19 protein-coding genes are annotated in these 19,402 nt (G+C 74.1%); 13 read left to right on the top strand and 6 right to left on the bottom strand.

Annotation, left to right across the window (positions count from 1 at the left end; genetic code table 11):
- Window positions 1-18: 18 nt before the first annotated feature.
- Together HD595_RS13080 and HD595_RS13075 are read left to right on the top strand one after the other, a co-directional pair.
- Window positions 19-798 (top strand): MerR family transcriptional regulator, encoded by a 780-nt coding sequence (locus HD595_RS13080; RefSeq protein ID WP_253768779.1) that lies wholly within the window; start codon window positions 19-21, stop codon window positions 796-798.
- Window positions 799-950: 152 nt separating this feature from the next.
- Window positions 951-2,090 carry a hypothetical protein gene (locus HD595_RS13075; RefSeq protein WP_253768778.1) on the top strand — a complete coding sequence of 380 codons (1,140 nt, stop codon included), beginning with the start codon at window positions 951-953 and terminating at the stop codon, window positions 2,088-2,090.
- Between the two features lie 22 nt (window positions 2,091-2,112).
- Here HD595_RS13075 and HD595_RS13070 read toward each other — a convergent pair whose 3' ends face one another.
- Both HD595_RS13070 and rph read right to left on the bottom strand, forming a co-directional pair.
- Window positions 2,113-3,060, bottom strand: a complete 948-nt coding sequence (locus HD595_RS13070; RefSeq protein ID WP_253768776.1) for a DNA polymerase domain-containing protein — start codon at window positions 3,058-3,060, stop codon at window positions 2,113-2,115.
- Entirely contained in the window at window positions 3,047-5,743 is a 2,697-nt protein-coding gene (rph, locus tag HD595_RS13065) for a rifamycin-inactivating phosphotransferase (protein WP_253768775.1), read from the bottom strand. Before rph ends, HD595_RS13070 begins: the two co-directional genes overlap by 14 nt.
- A 69-nt stretch (window positions 5,744-5,812) precedes the next feature.
- Here rph and HD595_RS13060 point away from each other — a divergent pair, with 69 nt between their 5' ends.
- From HD595_RS13060 to HD595_RS13050, 3 genes are all read left to right on the top strand, one after another.
- On the top strand, window positions 5,813-6,628 hold the full coding sequence (locus tag HD595_RS13060) for an oxidoreductase (protein WP_253768774.1): 816 nt from the start codon (window positions 5,813-5,815) through the stop codon (window positions 6,626-6,628).
- Between the two features lies 1 nt (window position 6,629).
- The gene (locus HD595_RS46710) at window positions 6,630-7,226 is read left to right on the top strand and encodes a TetR/AcrR family transcriptional regulator (RefSeq protein WP_253768772.1); all 597 of its coding nucleotides are present in this window, start codon (window positions 6,630-6,632) and stop codon (window positions 7,224-7,226) included.
- Between the two features lie 135 nt (window positions 7,227-7,361).
- On the top strand, window positions 7,362-7,787 hold the full coding sequence (locus HD595_RS13050) for a hypothetical protein (RefSeq protein WP_253768771.1): 426 nt from the start codon (window positions 7,362-7,364) through the stop codon (window positions 7,785-7,787).
- A gap of 9 nt (window positions 7,788-7,796) precedes the next feature.
- Here the strand turns inward: HD595_RS13050 and crcB are convergent, their stop codons facing one another.
- From crcB to HD595_RS13035, 3 genes are read right to left on the bottom strand one after another with little or no spacing between them, the layout of a single operon-like run.
- Complete coding sequence (gene crcB, locus HD595_RS13045) at window positions 7,797-8,159, bottom strand: fluoride efflux transporter CrcB (protein WP_253768770.1); 363 nt, start codon at window positions 8,157-8,159, stop codon at window positions 7,797-7,799.
- Complete coding sequence (locus HD595_RS13040; protein WP_253768768.1) at window positions 8,156-8,542, bottom strand: DUF190 domain-containing protein; 387 nt, start codon at window positions 8,540-8,542, stop codon at window positions 8,156-8,158. The genes crcB and HD595_RS13040 overlap by 4 nt, the downstream gene beginning before the upstream one ends.
- Window positions 8,539-9,045: a fluoride efflux transporter FluC gene (locus HD595_RS13035; RefSeq protein ID WP_253768767.1), complete on the bottom strand. Its 507-nt coding sequence runs from the start codon at window positions 9,043-9,045 to the stop codon at window positions 8,539-8,541. Before HD595_RS13035 ends, HD595_RS13040 begins: the two co-directional genes overlap by 4 nt.
- A gap of 159 nt (window positions 9,046-9,204) precedes the next feature.
- Between HD595_RS13035 and HD595_RS13030 the strand changes: the two genes are divergently transcribed.
- Genes HD595_RS13030 through HD595_RS13015 form a run of 4 tightly spaced genes read left to right on the top strand, consistent with a single transcriptional unit; the run spans window position 9,205 to window position 13,077 of the window.
- Window positions 9,205-9,486 (top strand): metal-sensitive transcriptional regulator, encoded by a 282-nt coding sequence (locus HD595_RS13030; protein WP_175595108.1) that lies wholly within the window; start codon window positions 9,205-9,207, stop codon window positions 9,484-9,486.
- A 52-nt stretch (window positions 9,487-9,538) separates the two neighbouring features.
- Window positions 9,539-9,754, top strand: coding sequence for a heavy-metal-associated domain-containing protein (locus HD595_RS13025; protein ID WP_253768766.1), 216 nt, complete (start codon window positions 9,539-9,541; stop codon window positions 9,752-9,754).
- The gene (locus tag HD595_RS13020) at window positions 9,751-10,776 is read left to right on the top strand and encodes a hypothetical protein (protein ID WP_253768764.1); all 1,026 of its coding nucleotides are present in this window, start codon (window positions 9,751-9,753) and stop codon (window positions 10,774-10,776) included. The genes HD595_RS13025 and HD595_RS13020 overlap by 4 nt, the downstream gene beginning before the upstream one ends.
- A gap of 27 nt (window positions 10,777-10,803) precedes the next feature.
- Entirely contained in the window at window positions 10,804-13,077 is a 2,274-nt protein-coding gene (locus HD595_RS13015) for a heavy metal translocating P-type ATPase (RefSeq protein WP_253768763.1), read from the top strand.
- Between the two features lie 78 nt (window positions 13,078-13,155).
- On the opposite strand, the gene HD595_RS13010 is transcribed toward HD595_RS13015, so the two are convergent.
- Window positions 13,156-14,823: a VanW family protein gene (locus HD595_RS13010; protein WP_253768762.1), complete on the bottom strand. Its 1,668-nt coding sequence runs from the start codon at window positions 14,821-14,823 to the stop codon at window positions 13,156-13,158.
- 183 nt (window positions 14,824-15,006) lie between these two features.
- Between HD595_RS13010 and HD595_RS13005 the strand changes: the two genes are divergently transcribed.
- The 4 genes from HD595_RS13005 to HD595_RS12990 all read left to right on the top strand — a co-directional run bounded on the left by HD595_RS13005 (window position 15,007) and on the right by HD595_RS12990 (window position 19,373).
- Window positions 15,007-15,618 carry a DUF305 domain-containing protein gene (locus tag HD595_RS13005; RefSeq protein ID WP_253768760.1) on the top strand — a complete coding sequence of 204 codons (612 nt, stop codon included), beginning with the start codon at window positions 15,007-15,009 and terminating at the stop codon, window positions 15,616-15,618.
- A gap of 64 nt (window positions 15,619-15,682) precedes the next feature.
- Complete coding sequence (locus HD595_RS13000) at window positions 15,683-17,263, top strand: aminotransferase class I/II-fold pyridoxal phosphate-dependent enzyme (RefSeq protein WP_253768759.1); 1,581 nt, start codon at window positions 15,683-15,685, stop codon at window positions 17,261-17,263.
- Between the two features lie 112 nt (window positions 17,264-17,375).
- A complete protein-coding gene (locus tag HD595_RS12995) occupies window positions 17,376-18,470 on the top strand; it encodes a carboxylate-amine ligase (RefSeq protein ID WP_253768758.1) in 1,095 nt (364 codons plus the stop codon).
- Between the two features lie 27 nt (window positions 18,471-18,497).
- Window positions 18,498-19,373 (top strand): universal stress protein, encoded by an 876-nt coding sequence (locus HD595_RS12990; RefSeq protein WP_253768756.1) that lies wholly within the window; start codon window positions 18,498-18,500, stop codon window positions 19,371-19,373.
- Window positions 19,374-19,402 lie beyond the last annotated feature (29 nt).

Here is a 19,402-nt window from a genome sequence, read left to right as displayed (position 1 = left end):
TACGGCAGGATGCTGCGGATGAACGGAGTCACGATCGGGCAGGCGGCGGCGTTCGTCGGCGTCACGGTGAAGACGGTGCGGCACTACCACAAGCTCGGCCTGGTCCAGGAGCCGGAACGCGACAGCTCCGGCTACCGCAGGTACGGATCGGCCGAGCTGTTGCGGCTGGTGCAGGCCCGGACGCTGGCCGCCGCCGGAGTGCCGCTGGCCGAGATCGGGCCCCTGCTCGACGCCGACGCCGGGCTGTTCGCCGCCGGACTCGCCGACGTCGAGCGGCGCCTCACCGAGCAGATCGAGGAGCTGACCGCGCGGCGCGACACGCTGCATCGGCTCACCGACGGCGACCGGGCCCTGCTGCCCGACCGCGCGGTGGCGCTGCTGGAGCGGATGCCCCGCCTCGGCTTCGCCGCGGACGAGGTGGCGGCCATCAGGGAGGGCTGGGTGCTGGCCAGGGCCCTGGTCCCGGAGGGCTTCGACGACTACCTCACCCACTTCGAGCACGCCCTCCAGAACCCGGAGCTCGTCGCCCTGGGCCGGCGCGCGGCCGAAGCCGCGGCCTGGGAGCCGGACGACCCCCGCATCGCCGAGCTCGCCGCCGCGGCGGCCGACCACTACCTCGCCGATCCCGCGCTGCTGGGGACCGTGACCGGCCTGCAAGCCCGCACCGAGGCCGCGACCCGGTACTCGCTGATCGCCCACCACGGCGAGGAGCGGACGCCGGCGGCGGCGCGGCTGGTCGAGCTCTTCGAGGCCAGGCTCCGCGCCGCCGGCGTCCGCATCCCCCGCCCGTCCCCCTGACCGCGCCGTGCTCCGGCCCGGCGACGCTGAAGAGGGCCGAATCGTTCCGGCGCGCGTCGCGCGGCGTTTGACTCTCGTCCATGGACGCGCCGGACAACCTCTGTAAGGATCTTCCGGAGCACTTTTCCCCCTCGGAAGGCACACGGAAGAACATGCGGGTCGCACACGTACTGCTGACGGCAGCTCTCACCACCGCTCTCGGCTCCGCCCCCGCCCTGGCGGCGCCGGCGGAGGCGGGACCGGCGCGGTTCCCGGCGGAGGTGAACGGCGGCGCCTGGCCGTCGGGCCACGTGCAGGGCATGGCCCTGGACCGGAAGAAGGGGTTCATGTACTTCTCCTTCACCAACCTCCTCGTCAAGACCGACCTGAAGGGCAACCCGGTGGGCTCGGTCACCGGCTTCACCGGCCACCTGGGCGACCTCGACTTCAACGAGAAGGACGGCCGCGTCTACGGCTCGCTGGAGTACAAGGACGCGAAGGCGTTCTACATCGCCATCTTCGACGTCGACCGGATCACCAGCCTCGACATGAACGCCGAGGGGTCCGACGTGGTGACCGCCGTCTACCTCAAGGACGTGGTGGACGACTACGCCGCCGACATGAACGGCGACGGCGTCTTCGACGGCAACGTCGCCGACACCCCTGACCACCGCTACGGCTGCAGCGGCATCGACGGCGTCGCCTTCGGCCCCGAGTTCGGAAGGCGCGGCGGGCAGCAGAAGCTGACCGTCGCCTACGGCGTCTACGCCAACACCACGCGCACCGACAACGACCACCAGGTGCTCCTCCAGTACGACATCCGCGACTGGCGCACGTACGAGCGCCCCCTCACCCAGTCCCAGCCGCACACGGCCGGCCCGGACCAGGCGGCCGGCAAGTACTTCGTCCGCACCGGCAACACCACCTACGGCGTGCAGAACCTGGAGTACGACAAGCGGTCGGGCACCTGGCTGATGGCCGTCTACAAGGGCGTCAAGCCGCAGTTCCCGAACTACTCGCTGTTCGTCGTGGACGGCTCGGCCCGCCCGGTCGAGGGCCCGATCGAGGGACAGCCGAAGCCGGAGCGCGGTCTCCTGCTGCCGCTGCTCGACCAGGGCCTGCGCCACGACGAGACCGGCATCCGTGGCTGGGAGTCGGGCGGTCAGTACGGCCTGGTCTCCCTGGACGACGGCCGCTTCTACCTGGCCAAGGACGGCAAGATCATCGATGGCGGCGTGACGAAGCAGACCGGCGTCGCCCAGCTCCACCGCTGGACCGGCCAGACCCCGACCCCGTTCGAGCGGATCCAGTAGGACGTGTCCGGCCCGCCGCGGGTCACTCCCCGCGGCGGGCGCGGGCCCGGCGCTTTCCCTCGTGCATCGCCTGCACCCGCGCCACCGGGATCGTGTGCCCCTCCTCGACCAGGTCGGCGGGCAGCCGCTGCGGCGGCGGCATCAGCTCTGCCCACGGGTCGCGGCCGTCCAGCAGCGCCGGCACGGTGTGCACGGTGAAGTCGCCCGGGCTCACCGCGCCGAGGTCGTCCCACGCCACGGGGAACGACACCGGCACGCCCGGCCGGACCCGCGGGCTGTAGGCGGCCACCACCGTCGCCCCGCCCGCCCGGGTGGAGTCGATGAACACCTTGCCCTCGCGGTCCTCCCGGATGAACGCCGTCGTGGCGAGGCCGGGGTCGAGGCGGGCGGCGCGGGCGCCGAGGGCGCGGGTCGCCGCCGCCAGGTCCTCCACCGGGACGCCCGCCTCCACGGGCACGAACACGTGCGCGCCCTTGGCGCCGCTCGTCTTGACCGCGCCGGCCAGGCCCGCGTCGGCGAGCGCCTGCCGGACGAGCAGGGCCGCCTTCACGGCGGCATCGAACGGGCCGCCCTCCGGCGGGTCGAGGTCGAGCACCAGGTGGGTGGGGTCGCCGCCGGCCGGGCCCAGCGCCGGGTGGTACTCGACAGCTCTCTGGTTGGCGAACCACAGCAGCGTGCGCCGGTCGTCGCACAGCGCGTACGACACCTGCCGGTGCGACGCCTCGGCCCAGACGGAGACCGTGCGCACCCACGACGGGGCGTACTTCGGGACGTTCTTCTGCATGAAGGCCGGCTGCCCCGGCCGGACCCGTACGACCGACAGCGGGCGCTCGCGCAGGACGGGCAGGATGCGCCCGCTCACGGCGTCGAGGTAGTCGACCAGGTGCCGCTTCGTCGTGCCGGACCCGTCGAACAACGGCTGGTCCAGGTTGGTCAGCGGCACCCCGTCGCGCGTCTCATCGCTGCTCACGCGCTCCACCCTGCCCGCCGCGCGCCTCGTCAGGCAACACCTCGACATATCCCTCGGAGCCGTTGACCCGGATGCGCTGCCCGTCGCGGATGCGCCGCGTCGCGCCCTCGACGCCCACGACCGACGGCAGCCCGTACTCCCGGGCGACCACGGCGCCGTGCGTCATCACGCCGCCCACCTCCATGACCACCCCCTTCACCGACACGAACAGCGGCGACCAGCTCGGGTCGGTGAAGACCGTGACGAGGATGTCGCCCTCCTCGACCTCGGCGTCCGCCATGTCGAGCACGACCCGGGCCCGGCCCTCGACGACACCGGAGGACACGGCGACGCCGGGCAGCGCGCCCTCGGGCAGCGTCCCGGTGTCGTACGCGCCGTCGATCACCTCGCCCTCGGAGGTGATCACGCGGGGCGGCGTCAGCTTCCGGTACGTCTCGTGCGCCGCGCGTCGCTCGGTGATGAGCGTGCGGTCGAGCCGCCCGGTGTTCACGACCTGCCGCAGCTCCTCGAAGGACAGGAAGTACACGTCCTCGGGCTCCTCGACCACGCCCTGGAGGGCCAGCCGCCGGGCCTCGGCGAGCAGCGCCCGCTTGTACAGCTCGTAGCGCTGGAGCAGGGCGTGCTTGGAGTACTCGCGGTAGCCGATGAAGTGCCGGATGAGGCTCATCCTGCGGGCCGCCCGGGCGGCCTTGCGGGAGCCGCCGGGCAGCTTCCTGATCCGCTCCAGCAGGTCGTTCATCGTCCGCTCGGCCTCGGCGCGGCCCCGCTCCGCCCTGCGCTCGCGCTCGCCGGGGGCGAGGGCGCGCACGTTGGACAGGATCAGCGGGACCAGCAGCGTGGGGTCCTCGCTCCACCGCGTGCGGGTGATGTCGATGCCGCCCTGGCCGTGCATGCCGTACGCGCGCAGGTACTCCTCCAGGGAGCGGCGGACCGCCTCGCCGCCCTCGACCCCGGCGAGCCCGGTGAAGAACGTGTCGCGCTCGGCCGTCTCCAGGTACGCGGCCGCCTCCGGGTGCTCGCGGACCACGTCGGAGACCGCCAGCAGGTCGAGGCCCATCGCGGCCACGACGTTGTGGTCGGCGGACTGCGAGACGGCGTCGGCGGCGTCGCGGACGCCCAGCCACTGCGCCAGGTGCTTGTCGACCCAGTTCACCGACATGATGCCGACGAGCGCCGCCGCCACGCTGCGCGGGTCGAAGGTGAAGCCGGCGATGACGTCGTGGTCCTTCTCGATGGCCGCGAACAGCGCGTCACCCGACGCGCCGGCCAGGCTCCGGCGCAGCTCCTCGACCGTCGCCTCGGTCCTGGCGATCAGGTCGGGGACGACGCGGGGGTCGTCCTCGCGGGACAGCTTGAGGTACTGCCGGACCAGGGGCAGCGGGCCACCCGGACCGACGTCCGTCAGCGAGGTCCTCCTCCTGGCGAGGTCCTTGGCGAAGTCCTTCCTGGCCAGCACGGCGCGCAGGGCGGCGGCCATCAGCACGTCGGCCTGGCCCACGCTCTTGAGCGTGGCGGCGCGCGTCAGCGGTGACGACAGCTCGGGCGACAGGTCCTTGTAGAACCGGTTGCCGGCCACGGTCCCGGCGGTGCGGCCGAGCTTGCGGTGGAACATCTCGAACATCGACAGGCCGAGCGGGGTGAACGCGTCGGTCATCATCTGCCGGTGCCCGTAGGAGATGTAGACGTGGTTGCGGTCGTCGTCGGCCCGCGGCACCGGGTAGATCGTGGTGACGGGGCGGCTCTGGAGCACGTGGAACTCGCCGTCCGCCAGCGCCCACTCGATGTCCTGGGGCCGGCCGAAGTGCGCCTCGATCCGCCGGCCGAGGCGTTCGAGCCGGAGGATCCGCGCGTCGTCGAGGGTCTGGGCGTGGCGGCGGGCCTCCTCCACGGGCCGCTCCTCCGTGCCGCCGCCGGCGCGGGCGCGCAGCTCCCTGGTCTGGGTGGCGACGCGCCTGCCGATGATCCGGCCGTCGCGCACCCGGTAGTTGTCGGCGTCCACGAGCCCGGAGACGAACGCCTCGCCGAGGCCGAACCCGGCGTCGATCGAGACCACCCGGCGGTTGGAGGTGACCGGGTCGGCGGTGAACATGATGCCCGCCGCGTCGGGGAAGACCATGCGCTGCACGACGACCGCGGCCCGCACCGCCCGGTGGTCGAAGCCGTTCCGCACGCGGTAGGCGACGGCCCGGTCGGTGAACAGCGAGGCCCAGCAGCGCCGGACGGCGTCCACGACGGCCCGCTCGCCGCGCACGTTCAGGTAGGTGTCCTGCTGGCCGGCGAACGAGCTGGACGGCAGGTCCTCGGCGGTGGCGCTGGAGCGCACGGCGCAGGCCACCTCTCCGGCGGTCCCGGTCTCGGCGGCGAGGTCCGCGAGGCGGCGGGCGACGTCCTTCTCGATCTCCTCCGGCACGGGCAGGGCCTCGATGGCGTCGCGCAGCCGCCCGGCGGCGCGGGCGATGCCGGCGCGGTCGCCGGCCCGCAGGCCCGCGAGGTCGTCGATCAGCCCGCCGACGGCCGGGTCGCGCTCCACCACCGCCCGGTACGCCTCGGTGGTGACGCAGAACCCGCCGGGTACGCGGACGCCCTCGATCGAGGACAGCTCGCCGAGGTTCGCCCCCTTGCCGCCGACCCGGGGGAGTGCGGTCCGGTCGATCTCGTGGAAACCGAGCACATAGGCACTCATGGAGCTCCCATCTCTGGCTGGATTAAAATACAGTACACCTCTGTATTTGAATTCGAGCGGGAGGTTTCCATGGCGGCCAGGATCTGCCTCGTCACGGGCGCGTCGTCGGGCATCGGCCACGCGACCGCGCTGGAGCTGCTGCGCGCCGGCCACGTCGTCTACGGCGCCGCGCGCCGCGTGGAGCGGATGGAGGCCGTCCGCGCCGCCGGCGGGCACGTCCTGGAGACGGACGTCACGAGCGAGGCCGACGCCGAGCGCGCCGTGCGCACGATCCTCGGCGAGCGGGGCCGCGTCGACGTCCTCGTCAACAACGCCGGCGCCGGGCTGCACGGCGCGATCGAGGACGTCCCGGTCGAGCGGGCCCGGCGGCTGTTCGAGGTCAACCTCTTCGGCGCGGCCCGGCTCACCCAGCTCGTCCTGCCCGGCATGCGGGAGCGGCGCTCGGGCCGGATCGTCAACGTCTCGTCGATCGCCGGCCGGTTCTCGCTGCCGATGGTCGCCTGGTACCACGCCTCGAAGCACGCTCTGGAGGCGTTCTCCGACGCGCTGCGCCAGGAGGTCCGGCCGTTCGGCGTCGAGGTCGTGGTGGTCGAGCCGGGCCTGGTCAGGACCGAGTTCGAGCGGGAGGCGGCGCGCGAGCTGCGCGCCTTCTCCGGCGGCGGCGCCTACCGCCGGCTGGCCGAGGCCATGGCCCGCAGGAGCGAGGGGCTGGCGACGGTCAGGATGTCGGACCCGGCGGGGGTGGCGCGGACCATCCGCAGGGCCGTGGAGGCGCCGCGGCCGAGGCTGCGCTACCCGACCGGTCACCTGGCCCGGCCGCTGCTCGCCTTCGCCGCGCTCACGCCGGACCGCCTGTTCGACCGCCTGGTGACTAGGATCGGGTGACGTGTCCACCACCCGCGTGCCGCGCCCGCCGGGGCGGCCGCGCAGCCAGCAGGTGGACGAGGCCGTCCTCGCCGCCGCCCTCGACCTGCTGATCGAGCGCGGCGCCAGCGAGACGAGCATCGAGCAGGTCGCCCAGCGGGCCGGGGTGACCCGCGCCACCGTCTACCGCAGGTTCCCCGGCAAGACCGCGCTGCTCATCCAGGCCATCGAGTCGGTCCACCAGGACCACGACCCGGGCGCCATCGACTGGCCGGGCATCGCCCGCATGCTGGACGACTGGGCCCTCTACCTCAGCGTGCCGCGCAACCGCCGCATGCTCCGCCGCCTCTACGCCGCCGTGGACGACCATCCGGAGCTGCTGCGCGCCTACCGGGAGTCGCACGGGGCGCGCCGGGCGGCGGCCGAGCGGACGGCGCTGGCCCGCTCGCGCGAGCGCGGCGAGCTGCCTCCCGACGCCGACCTCGACGCCCTCCAGCAGATCCTCGGGGGAGCCGTCCTGCATCACCTGGGGGCCTGGCCGGACGAGGTGAGCGCCGGTGAGGTCAAGGCGTACCTGGTCGCCCTCCTCCGCCAGGCCGGCTACCGGCCCCAGGAGTAACGGCAGCACCGTCGCCCCCTGGGGTCTCCGGCCCGCGGGCGGGCGCGCGGCGCGACACGCCGAGCCCCCTCGGGGAAGGCGAATTGTGGGGTTTTGAGGGGGATTGCGGGCGGTATCCCGCTTGTGGGGGGAGCCATGAACAAGATCGTTGCCGCTGGTCTCGGGGTGGTGGTCATGCTGGGCCTGTGCGTCTCCTCGGCGCGGGCCGACGGCGACCTGCGCGATCTGGGCTCGGCGCGCGCCGACGGCGACAACCGGGGCCTGACCTCGGCGGGCGCCGACGGCGACGGCCAGGACGTGAGCAGGCGCCAGTACCAGATCCTGCTCCACCAGTGCTCGTACGCGAACACGGCGGCGGCGCGCACGAGCTGCCGCGCCGACGTCAGGCAGACCTACCGCATCGGCGCGGCGAACCCGTCGCTCGACTGCCGCACCTACTCGGGCGTGACGGTGTGCGGGAAGCTCACGCTGAGCCCCTCCGAACGCGCCTGCGTCCGGAACTCCGTCGCCCAGGGCATCTCCTACCGGCGCTCGGAGGTGGAGTGCTACGCCTTCCTCTGAGGCGGGTGGTCACGCGTGCAGCGCCAGCGCCACGGCCATGCCGCACCACGCCGCGCCCAGCCCGGCCGCCACGCTGCCCAGCGCGTTGAGCAGCGCGTATGTCGTGGCGCCGTCGCGGACCAGCCGCACGGTCTCGTAGCCGAACGTCGAGTACGTGCTCAGCGCCCCGCAGAAGCCGGTGCCCAGCAGCGTCATGACCGGCCCGGGCACCGGCGCGGCGGCGAGGAAGCCCAGGACCATCGAGCCGATCGTGTTGACCGTCAGGGTGCCCCAGGGGAACACGGTGTCGTGGCGTGACTGCACGGCCCGGTCGATCAGGTAACGCATCGGAGCCCCGACGGCGGCTCCGAGCGCGACGAGCAGCACGGTCACGAGTCGCGCCCGCCCGTGTCCACCGGCCGGGAGTCGCCGGCGCCCCCGGCGGCGCGGCCCGCGTAGCGGATCACCTCGACCTCGTCGACCATCACCAGCCCCTCGGTGACCAGCTCGTCGAGCTGCGGCAGGAAGGCGCGGATCCGCTCGGGAGTGTCCACGATCACGATCGCCAGCGGCAGGTCCTCCGACAGCGACAGGATCCGGGAGGTGTGCAGCTCGCTGGAGGCGCCGTAGCCCTCGATGCCGCGGATCACGCTGGCGCCCGCCAGTCCCGCCTGCCGGGCGCGGTGCACGATCTCGTGGTAGAGCGGCTTGTGGTGCCAGGAGGCGTCCTCCTCGACGTAGACGGTCAGGCGCAACGCCGGGCCCTTGAGTCTCATCGCCGTTCCTCCCCTCGCGAGCGCCAGGTGACGAACACCAGGCGGCCCAGGCGCTCTCCCGCGTGCGTCGCGAGCAGCGCGGCGACCAGGGTGCCGCCCAGGTAGAGCAGCGCCGTGCGGGCCGCGCCGGCCTCCAGCGCCTTCTGCGTGTCCACCACGTACGTCGAGAACGTGGTGTAGCCGCCGAGCACGCCGATGCCCAGGAAGGGCCGCACCAGCCGGTGGACCCGCCACGCCTCGGTGATGGCGACCATGAGCAGCCCGATCAGCAGGCATCCCGTCACGTTGATCAGCCAGGTGGCCCACGCGAACCCGCCGGGCGGGTGGGGCAGGGCCAGCGTCACGGCGAAGCGGGCCAGCGCGCCCAGCACCCCGCCGAGGGAGATCGCGCCCAGCGTGGACCAGGGGACGCGCCGCACCCACGGCTCGGGTGGCCGCGCGGGGAGCGGGCCCCCGCCGGAGCCGGCCGGGCGGCGCGCGCCGGACGCGCGGGCGTCGGACATGTCCCTCCTCCAGTGCCTCTGACAGCGACGCTACTCCGTTCCGGCCTGCGGTATCGCCACGGCCCGGGACCGTTGTCCGAAAAAATCAGACAGGTCGGAAATACCGTAGGGGGGTACCGTGTTAGGGTGGGTGCACGGCAAGGGAGAGGAGGGTCGGCGATGGCGGGATACTCCGCACGCAAGGACGACCACAGCCGGCGGCTGCGCCGGATCGAGGGGCAGGTCCGCGGGCTCCAGCGCATGGTCGAGGACGACAAGTACTGCATCGACGTCCTGACCCAGGTGTCGGCGGCCACCAGCGCCCTGCAGTCGTTCGCCCTGTCCCTGCTGGAGGAGCACCTGGCCCACTGCGTCGCCGAGGCCGCCCGCGAAGGCGGGCCCGAGGCGCAGGCCAAGGTCAAGGAGGCCTCCGACGCGATCGCGCGGCTCGTGCGCTCGTGACCCCTGAGTTGACGTCCGTCTTTCGATATCGCTGTTTCGAGGAGTGATCGGTATGGCCACCACCGCCACCTACACCGTCAAGGGCATGACCTGCGGCCACTGCGTCAGCTCCGTCAAGGAGGAGGTCGGCGAGGTGCCGGGCGTCACCGGCGTCGAGGTCGACCTGCAGAGCGGCCTGCTGACCGTCGCCAGTGAGCAGCCGGTCGAGCAGTCCGCGATCGTGGCCGCCGTCGAGGAGGCCGGTTACACCGTGGCGGGCGCGTCGTGAACACGGCAGGCAGGCTCGGGCTGTACGCCCTGGGTCTGGCCGTGGTGTTCGGCGGCGCGCTCGGCGCGGGCAACGCGCTGGGCGACACCGGCGCGGTGACGGCGGGGGCGAAGGCCCCCGCCGCCCACGGCGAGCCGGCCGCCCACGGTCAGCAGAACGCTCACGGTCAGCAGAACGCCCAGGGCCACGGTGACGCGGCACAGGCAGGCTCCGAAGATACCCCCGGGGGGCTTCAAGTGTCAGAGAACGGCTACACCCTCGTCCCACTCACCGGCGAGATCAGGCCCGGTGAGCCCGCCGACTTCCGCTTCGCCGTGACCGGCCCCGGCGGGGGCAACGTCACGGACTTCGAGACCCGCCACGACAAGCGGCTCCACCTCATCGTCACCTCGCGCGACCTGACGACCTTCCAGCACGTCCACCCGGAGATGTCCGCCGACGGCGTCTGGACCGTCAAGCTGACGCTGCCCGAGGCCGGCCCCTACCGGGCCTTCGCCGACTTCGCGCCGACCGGCGGGCCCGCGCTGACGCTGGGGGCCGACGTGTTCGTCGCCGGCGGCTACACCCCCCGCCCGCTGCCCGCGGCCGCCCGCACGGCGAGCGTGGACGGCTACACGGTCGAGCTGGCCGGCGACCTCGTCCCCGGCCGGTCGAGCCGCCTGACGCTCAAGGTCGCCAAGGGCGGTGCGCCGGTCACCGACCTGCAGCCGTATCTTGGGGCGTACGGGCACCTCGTCGCCCTGCGCGGCGGCGACCTGGCCTACCTGCACGTCCACCCGGACGGCGAGCCCGGCGACGGCGTCACCGAGCCCGGCCCCGAGATCGTCTTCTACGCGCAGGCGCCGAGCGGCGGCGACTACCGCCTCTTCCTGGACTTCCAGCACGAGGGCAAGGTCCGCACCGCCGCCTTCACCGTCCACGCCGGCTCGCCCGGCGCGGCGCCCGAGCCGGGCGGCACACCCGCCGGCACGCCGAGCGCCGGACCGGCCGACCACGACGATCAGGGCGCGCACAGCCACTGATCGCGGGACGCGACGAAAGGAGAGGTGATGTCCCCCATCACGGAGACCCCCGTCACCGGGGAGCGTCCGCACGGCGCGGTCGAGCTGGCGATCGGCGGCATGACCTGCGCGTCCTGCGCCAACCGCATCGAGCGCAAGCTGAACAAGCTCGACGGCGTCACGGCCACCGTCAACTACGCCACGGAGAAGGCCAAGGTCACCTTCCCCGAGGGGCTCGACCCGCGGGTGCTGGTCGGCGAGGTCGAGAAGGCCGGCTACACCGCCGCCCTGCCCGAGCCGCCCGCCCCCGAGGACGAGCCCGGCGCCGGGCGGGACGAGCGCGGCGAGGGCCCGGACGAGCTCGCGCCGCTGCGCTCCCGGCTGATCACGGCCGTGGTGCTGAGCGTCCCGGTGATCGCGATGGCGATGGTGCCGGCGCTGCAGTTCACGTACTGGCAGTGGCTGTCGCTCACGCTGGCCGCGCCGGTCGTGGTCTACGCCGGATGGCCGTTCCACAAGGCCGCCTGGACCAACCTGCGCCACGGCGCGGCCACCATGGACACGCTGGTCTCGCTCGGCACGATCGCCGCGCTCGGCTGGTCGCTGTGGGCGCTGTTCCTCGGCACGGCCGGCATGCCCGGCATGACGCACCCGTTCGAGCTGACGATCGCCCGCACCGACGGCTCGGGCAACATCTACCTGGAGGCCGCCGCCGGGGTGACCGCGTTCATCCTGGCCGGACGCTACTTCGAGGCCCGCTCCAAGCGGCGGGCCGGCGCGGCCCTGCGGGCGCTGATGGAGCTGGGCGCCAAGGACGTCGCCGTCCTGCGTGACGGCGCCGAGGTCCGCGTGCCGATCTCCCGCCTCGCCGCCGGCGACCGGTTCGTCGTCCGGCCGGGCGAGAAGATCGCCACGGACGGCGTGGTCGAGGAGGGCACCTCCGCGGTCGACGCGTCGATGCTGACCGGCGAGTCCGTGCCCGTCGAGGTGCGGCCGGGCGACGCGGTCACCGGCGCCACCGTCAACGCGGGCGGCCGGCTGGTCGTGCGCGCCACCCGCGTCGGCTCCGACACGCAGCTCGCCCAGATGGCCAGGCTCGTGGAGGAGGCGCAGACCGGCAAGGCGCAGGTCCAGCGGCTGGCCGACCGGATCTCGGGCGTGTTCGTGCCCATCGTGATCGCGCTGTCGCTGGGCACGCTCGGCTTCTGGCTCGGCGCGGGCGCGGGCCCGGCGGCGGCCTTCACCGCCGCGGTGGCCGTGCTCATCATCGCCTGCCCCTGCGCGCTCGGCCTGGCCACGCCCACCGCGCTGCTGGTCGGCACGGGCCGCGGCGCGCAGCTCGGCATCCTCATCAAGGGGCCGGAGGTGCTGGAGTCGACCCGCCGGGTGGACACCGTCGTGCTGGACAAGACCGGCACCGTCACCGAGGGCCGCATGACGCTGGTCGAGACGCACGTGGCCGACGGCGAGGACCCCGTCGAGGCGCTGCGCCTGGCCGGGGCGCTGGAGAACGCCTCCGAGCACCCCATCGCGCGGGCCGTCGCCCGCGGCGCCGCCGAGCGGGCCGGCGAACTGCCCACGCCCGAGGACTTCGCCAACGTCGAGGGGCTCGGCGTGCAGGGCGTCGTGGACGGGCACGCGGTGCTCGTCGGCCGGCCCCGGCTGCTGGCCGAGTGGTCGCAGCACCTGCCCGCCGACCTGGAGCGGGCGCTGGAGGAGGCGCAGAACGCCGGCCGCACGGCCGTCGCCGTCGGCTGGGACGGCAAGGCCCGCGCGGTGCTGGTCGTGGCCGACGTGGTCAAGCCCACCTCGGCCGAGGCGATCCGGCGGCTGCGCGGGCTCGGCCTGACCCCGGTGCTGCTCACCGGCGACAACGAGGCCGTCGCCCGGAGCGTGGCCGCCGAGGTCGGCATCGACGAGGTGATCGCCGAGGTGCTGCCCCAGGACAAGGTGGACGTCGTCAAGCGGCTGCAGTCCGAGGGCAGGTCGGTGGCCATGGTCGGCGACGGGGTCAACGACGCCGCCGCGCTCGCCCAGGCCGACCTGGGCCTGGCCATGGGCACCGGCACCGACGTGGCCATCGAGGCGTCCGACCTGACGCTCGTGCGGGGCGACCTCCGCGTGGCGGCCGACGCGATCCGCCTGTCGCGCCGGACGTTGCGTACGATCAAGGGAAACCTGTTCTGGGCGTTCGCCTACAACGTGGCCGCCCTGCCGCTGGCCGCCATGGGGCTGCTCAACCCCATGATCGCCGGCGCCGCGATGGCGTTCTCCAGCGTCTTCGTGGTCAGCAACAGCCTGCGGCTGCGCGGATTCAAGTGATCCGCGCCGCGGCCCGAGAGCGGCCGAGGCGGCCGGTGACGAGAGGGTCCCGGCCGCCTCGGCTCTTTCGTCTCCCGCTCAGGTGCAGGTGAGGCGGGGCTCGGGGGCGTACACGGTGTGGAACCTCTGCCTGCGCACCACCTCGCCGCCCGTGCGGAAGATCCGCCACACGTCGATCGCGAAGCCCTGCACCCCGCCCATCGGCAGGCAGTCCGGCCCCGAGTCCGTGAGGGTGGGGAAGTCCTTGACGGCGTAGCGGGCGGAGCTGCGGGACTCGACGTCGTAGCGCTTGGTGCTCCAGAACTCGACCGTGACGGACGTGCTCGTGTACGAGGTCCTGATCAGCACCCCGTACGGCGAGTCGTTGCGCCAGCGGAAGTCCGGCTGCGGGAACGACACCGTGGACTCGCGGCCCGCCGGATAGCGGGAGATGTAGAACTGGTGCGGCGTGTGCCGCACGTCCTCGAACCCGCCGAAGAACACCGCGTTGAACATCGTGGTCGCGAACTGCGACACGCCCCCGCCCACGTCGTCGACGAACCGGCCGTTCAGGATCATGGGCGCCTCCACGAACCCGCGCTCCCGGTCGCGCCTGCCCACCAGGCCGTTCAGCGAGAACGTCGCGCCCGGCCGCACCACGTGGCCGTCCACCAGGTCGGCGATGCGGTGGATGTTCGTGACGCGGGGCGCGCAGCACGGGTGCCGCGTGGTGAAGGAGCTCACCTTCTCCCGGACGCCCAGCGCGCGCGCCCGCTCGGTGGTCAGGGCGGGCTCGACCCGGGACAGGGCGACCCCGGCCGTGCGGGACCCCGACGCGAGGGCGGCCGACACGGCCGCGCTCACCGCCGCGGGGTCGAGGCCGCTGCCCGCCCGGCCCGGCACGACCGCCGGGCGGCCCTTGGCGATCGTGAACCCGGCGTCCTCGGGACGCTCGGCCGCCGGGACCAGCTCGTCCCGCAGCTCGGCGGCGACCTCGCGGGCGTCGAACGACGGCCGCAGCCCGCCCCGCCCGTCCGCCACGAACCGCAGGTGGGCCGCCAGCCGCGCGCGTGACAGGGTGGCCCGCCGCCCGCCCGCCGTCAGCGTCAGCGGCGCCGCCACCGCCGCGCGGGCGGTGGCCGCGGCGGCGCGCGCCTTCTCCGCCGTCACCGACGGGGCGAGCGGGCGGACCGGCAGCGCGACCCGCGCCCGGCGGGCGAGGAAGGCGTCGCGGATCGCCCGCGCCGCGGCGGCCCGGTTCAGGGCGCGTCCGGCCTCGGGCGGCACCGGCCGCGGCTCCAGCCCCACGTAGCGGACGCCGCCCTCGCGGGGCGCGCGGTCCACCGCCCGGGCCAGCGCCGCGACCTTCCGCGCCAGCAGCCGCTCGTCCACCCGGACCCGCGGGGGCAGCGCGCGGCTGCCGAGCAGGCCGCGGGCCACCCCGGCGGGCGTGCTCACGCCGTCCATGGCGGCCGCGACCGTGGCCGTGGCGTCGAGCGCGAGGCCCAGGTCGGCGGGCGCCACGGTGACGGTCCGGCCCGGTGCGGCGAGCGCCATCCGGCCCGGCCGGGCGAACGCCTCCTCCAGCCGGGCCCGCGCCCGGGCGGGGGAGAGCCCGCCGATGTCCACGCCCGCGGCCGTCGTGCGCGGCGGCACCTCGCCGGCCAGCACCACCGCCGGCACCCCGTACGCGGACAGGCCGAGGACCGCGGCGACGGCCGCGATCCGTCCTGCCCTGGGGCGAACGATCCTGCGCCGTGCGGTCATGCGCGTGCCTCCTGCCCGGGCGCCGCCACGGTGCCGGCGCCGATGGGAGATACGCGGACGGGCCCGCCGGCGGTCGGGTCGGGAGGCCGCCGCAGCGGCCCGCGTGTCGGTGCCGCGCGCGCGGAGCCGCCCGACCCACGATTACGGTCAACGCACGTACCGTCACCAGGAGTCACATCAGTCATGCTCGCGCACCGTAGGACCGCCCGCATCGTGATCGCCGCCATCGGAGCCCTCGCCCTGCTCACCGCCTGCGACGGGCCCGGCGGCGGGGCTCCGGCCGGCGGCGCGGCTCCCGAGTCCCCCGCCGCGCGGCGGACGGACGCCCGGCCCTCGACGGCGCACAACGACGCCGACGTCATGTTCGCGCGCATGATGATCCCGCACCACCTCCAGGCCGTCCGGATGGCCGGCCTGGCCGCCACGCGCGCCGCGGACCCCGAGGTGAAGAAGCTGGCCGAGCGCATCAGGGCCGCTCAGGAGCCGGAGATCACCGCCATGCGGGTCTGGCTCCAGGCGTGGGGGATGCCCGAGTCCACCCGTGGGCACCTGCGCCGCGGCATGCCCGGCATGCTGTCCGCCGACGACCTGGAGGATCTCGAAGCGGTCAGCGGCGAGATCTTCGACAAGGAGTTCATCCGGTTGATGATCGCCCACCACGAGGGGGCGGTCACGATGGCCCAGAGGGAGCGCCGGGAGGGCGAGAGCGCCGACGCCAAGGGGCTCGCCCAGAGCATCGAGACGTCGCAGCGGGACGAGATCGAGCAGATGCGGCGCATCCTCGACCGTCTCTGACCCCCGGCCGCCGCCTCCAGAGGATCTTTCGAGAGGTTCGTGCAGGTCTCGCGTGGTTTGACCGTTGAGGGCCGGGAAAGAGGGCTCCCGCGGCCCGGGCACGAGCACCGGCGCGACGCCCGGCGCCGAGGGGGACGCCGGGCGTCGCGCCGGCATCGAGGAACACCTGGAGGAGCCGTTGACCACGGATCATTCGCGCGCGCCCGTGCTGGAGGCGCTGGAGGCCTATCACCGCACCGGCCAGACACCGTTCAGCCCGCCCGGCCACAAGCAGGGGCGCGGCGCCGACCCCCGGGTCGTCGAGGTGCTGGGCGAGGGCGTCTTCCGCTCGGACGTGCTCGCGAGCGCCGGCCTGGACGACCGCTCGTCCTCCGGCGGCATTCTGGAGCAGGCGCAGGAGCTGATGGCCGACGCCGTGGGCGCCGAGCACACGTTCTTCTCGACCTGCGGCAGCTCCCTGTCGGTCAAGGCGGCCATGCTGGCCGTCGCCGGCCCGCACGAGAAGCTGATCCTCGGCCGTGACGCGCACAAGTCCATGGTGGCCGGCCTGATCCTGTCCGGGGTCGAGCCGATCTGGGTGGACCCGCAGTGGGACGCCGGCCTGCACCTGGCCCACCCGCCGTCCGTGGAGTCGTTCGCCGAGGCGCTGGCGGCCAACCCCGACGCCAAGGGCGTGCTGGTGACCACGCCCACCCCGTACGGCACCTGCGGCGACCTGGAGGGCCTGGCCAGGCTCTGCCACGAGCACGGCAAGCCCCTGATCGTGGACGAGGCGTGGGGCGCCCACTTCCCCTTCCACCCCGACCTGCCGATCTGGGCCATGGACGCGGGCGCCGACCTGTGCGTCACCTCGGTCCACAAGATGGGCTCCGGCCTGGAGCAGAGCTCGGTCTTCCACCTCCAGGGCGACCTCGTCGACCCCGCGGTGCTGAAGGCGCGGGCCGACCTGCTGTCCACGACGAGCGCCTCCGTGCTGGTGTACGCGGCCCTGGACGGCTGGCGCCGGCAGATGGTGGAGCACGGCCGCGCCCTCTACGACCGCACGCTCGCGCTGGCCGAGAAGGTGCGCGCCGCCGTCGAGGGGATCGACGGCCTGCACGTGTACGGGCGCGACGAGTTCGTCGGCTCCGGCCTGGCGACCGACATGGACCCCCTCCAGGTGATCATCGACGTGAGCGGGCACCTGCCGCCGGGGTACGCCATGCACGACTGGCTGCGCGAGCACCACCAGCTCAACCTGCACCTGTCGGACCAGTTGCGGATCAGCGCCCAGCTCACCCACGCCGACGACGAGCAGTCGGCCGGGAAGCTGCTCGACGGGCTGCGCGACCTCGTCAAGCACATGGACGAGCTGCCGAGGGCCGCGGTGCGGCTGCCCTCGCCGTCCCGGATGCGGCTGGAGCAGGTCATGTCGCCCCGCGACGCGTTCTTCGCCGAGACCGAGCAGGTGCCGGTGGAGCAGGCCGCCGGGCGCGTCTCGGCGGAGATGCTCACGCCGTACCCGCCGGGCGTCCCGGCCGTGGTGCCGGGGGAGCGGCTGACGCACGAGATGCTGACGTACCTGCGGTCGGGGGTGGACGCGGGCATGGTGGTCCCGGACTCCGTGGACTCCGACGTCAAGTCCGTACGGGTCGTCGCGTCCTGATGAACCGTGCTTGACCTGCGAGGACGCCGCGTGAGAAGGCGCCGGAGAGGGTAGTTACCCCACACGGCTCCCCCTCCGGCGCAACCGGCGTGACGGGCGAGGAGGTGACGCCATGGTCACCACCGCGGCGGTCCGGTCCGCGGACCGGACGCTCACCGTGGGCGTGGAGGAGGAGTTCCTCCTCCTGAACAGCGCCGACGGCGAACTGGCGCTGCTCGCGCCCGAGCTCATCGACCTCCTGGGCGACGAGCACGTCAAACCCGAGGCCATGCGCTACCAGCTGGAGACCGTCACCTGCGTGTGCGGATGCCCGGAGGAGGCGGGCCGGCAGCTCCGGACGCTGCGCCGCCGCGCGGCCCAGGCCGCGGCCGAGAACGGCTGCCGTCTCGTGGCCTGCGGCGTCGCCCCGGGCCGCATGCCGGGCGCCTACGCCGTGACACCCGACCCCCGCTACCGGGAGCTGGCCAGGCGCTTCGGCGCGCTGCTGGCCTGCACCGGCACCTGCGGCTGCCACGTCCACGTCGGCATGCCCTCGCGGGAGCTGGGCGTCCAGGTGCTGACCCGGGTGCGGCCGTGGCTGGCCACGCTGCTCGCCGTCAGCGCCAACTCGCCGATCGCCCACGGCCGCGACACCGGGTGGCAGAGCAAGCGGTACCGGCGCTGGGCCCGCTGGCCCTCGGCCATGGCTCCCAAGGCGTGGCGGTCGGTCGGCGACTACGACGCCGCCGTGAACAGGCTGATCCGCCGGGGGCACGCGATCGACGAGCGCGGCGTGTACTTCCACGCCCGGCTGTCCTGCCGCTACCCGACGATCGAGCTGCGCATCATGGACACCTGCCTGTCCGTGGACGACACCGTCCTGATCACCAGCCTGGCGCGGGCCGTCGTCGGGCTGGCCGTCGCCGAGCTGCGGGCCGGCGTGCCGATCAGGCGCATCGGCGACGTCCGGATCGCCGCCGCGCTGAACGCCGCCGCACACCACGGCCTGAGCGCGCCCACCCGCCACCCGTACACGGGCCGGGTGGTGAACCACGAGCACATGCTGGAGACGCTGCTCGACCGCGTCCCGGACGCCGACCTGATCGCGGACCTGCTCCGGCGCGCCCGCGAACGGGGGACGGGCGCCGCGCGCCAGCGGGTGCTGTGGGCGGCGGCCGAGACGCCTCAGGAGTTCGCCCGCCTGCTGGCGGAGGCCACCGTCTCGTGAGCTCGGGGATGGAACGGGGTGAGAGCCATGACCATGACGGGAGCGTACGGAATCGTCGTCGGCTACGACGGCTCGGACTTCTCGATGCAGGCCCTCGACTGGGCCATGGACGAGTGCGAGCTGCGCAAGCTGCCGCTGACGGTCGCCCACGCGTGGCGCTGGCCGTACGGTGAGGCCCCCGACGAGGCCAAGGAGCACCTGCGCAAGGCCGCCGAGCACGTCCTGTACCACGGCGCGGAATGCGCCCGCTCCTCCAGCACGATCAGTGACGTCGCCACCGACCTGTACGAGGGGCCGCCCGCCGAGCGCCTCGTCGAGCTGTCGGCCGAGGCGGACATGGTGGTGCTCGGCTGCCGCGGGCTCGGCGCGCTGGCCAGGTCGGTGGTGGGCTCCGTCACTGCCTACGTCGCCGCGCACGCGCACGCCCCGGTGATCGTCGTGCGCGGGCCCGGCCCGATCCCGGCCCCGGCCGACCCCGGTCCCGTGGTGCTCGGGCTGAGCGAGGGCACGCCGGACGAGGCGGTGGAGTTCGCCCTGGCCGAGGCGGCGCTGCGGCAGCTCCGCCTGCTGGTGGTGCACGCCGTGCACCCGCTGCCGACGGCCTGGGGCGTCAGCATGGCGCCCGAGCCCGACGTCGAGGGCCTGGCCGCCGCCGCACGCAAGGGCATGGACGAGCGGATGGAGCCGTGGACCGTCCGCTACCCCGAGGTCGCCGTCGAGCGCCGGACCGTCGTCGCCGCGCCGGGGGAGGCGCTGCGGGCCGCGTCGGACGGCGCGACGCTGCTCGTCGTGGGCAGCGTGCGCAGCCGCCACCCGGGGAGCCTGGGCGCGGTCGTGCCGGCCATGGCCGAGCACGCGCCCTGTCCGGTGGCGGTCGTCCCGGCTCCGAGGAGGACACCATGAAGGCGGCGGCGGGCGACCGGCCGGTAGTC

Origin of the sequence: Nonomuraea roseoviolacea subsp. carminata (genome assembly GCF_024172185.1) — a bacterium.
Lineage (GTDB): Bacteria > Actinomycetota > Actinomycetes > Streptosporangiales > Streptosporangiaceae > Nonomuraea > Nonomuraea roseoviolacea.
The sequence above is the reverse complement of the archived record's forward strand: the minus strand, read 5'-3'. Positions and strand labels throughout refer to the sequence as shown.

What these genes read in the sequence shown, in the direction of transcription:
- HD595_RS13080 (WP_253768779.1), top strand. Translation starts at nt 19, where the DNA reads ATGAACGGAGTCACGATCGGGCAGGCGGCGGCGTTCGTCGGCGTCACG.
- HD595_RS13075 (WP_253768778.1), top strand. Translation starts at nt 951, where the DNA reads ATGCGGGTCGCACACGTACTGCTGACGGCAGCTCTCACCACCGCTCTC.
- rph (WP_253768775.1), bottom strand. Translation starts at nt 5,743, where the DNA reads ATGAGTGCCTATGTGCTCGGTTTCCACGAGATCGACCGGACCGCACTC.
- HD595_RS13060 (WP_253768774.1), top strand. Translation starts at nt 5,813, where the DNA reads ATGGCGGCCAGGATCTGCCTCGTCACGGGCGCGTCGTCGGGCATCGGC.
- HD595_RS13050 (WP_253768771.1), top strand. Translation starts at nt 7,362, where the DNA reads ATGAACAAGATCGTTGCCGCTGGTCTCGGGGTGGTGGTCATGCTGGGC.
- HD595_RS13040 (WP_253768768.1), bottom strand. Translation starts at nt 8,542, where the DNA reads ATGAGACTCAAGGGCCCGGCGTTGCGCCTGACCGTCTACGTCGAGGAG.
- HD595_RS13035 (WP_253768767.1), bottom strand. Translation starts at nt 9,045, where the DNA reads ATGTCCGACGCCCGCGCGTCCGGCGCGCGCCGCCCGGCCGGCTCCGGC.
- HD595_RS13030 (WP_175595108.1), top strand. Translation starts at nt 9,205, where the DNA reads ATGGCGGGATACTCCGCACGCAAGGACGACCACAGCCGGCGGCTGCGC.
- HD595_RS13025 (WP_253768766.1), top strand. Translation starts at nt 9,539, where the DNA reads ATGGCCACCACCGCCACCTACACCGTCAAGGGCATGACCTGCGGCCAC.
- HD595_RS13015 (WP_253768763.1), top strand. Translation starts at nt 10,804, where the DNA reads ATGTCCCCCATCACGGAGACCCCCGTCACCGGGGAGCGTCCGCACGGC.
- HD595_RS13010 (WP_253768762.1), bottom strand. Translation starts at nt 14,823, where the DNA reads ATGACCGCACGGCGCAGGATCGTTCGCCCCAGGGCAGGACGGATCGCG.
- HD595_RS13005 (WP_253768760.1), top strand. Translation starts at nt 15,007, where the DNA reads ATGCTCGCGCACCGTAGGACCGCCCGCATCGTGATCGCCGCCATCGGA.
- HD595_RS12995 (WP_253768758.1), top strand. Translation starts at nt 17,376, where the DNA reads ATGGTCACCACCGCGGCGGTCCGGTCCGCGGACCGGACGCTCACCGTG.
- HD595_RS12990 (WP_253768756.1), top strand. Translation starts at nt 18,498, where the DNA reads ATGACCATGACGGGAGCGTACGGAATCGTCGTCGGCTACGACGGCTCG.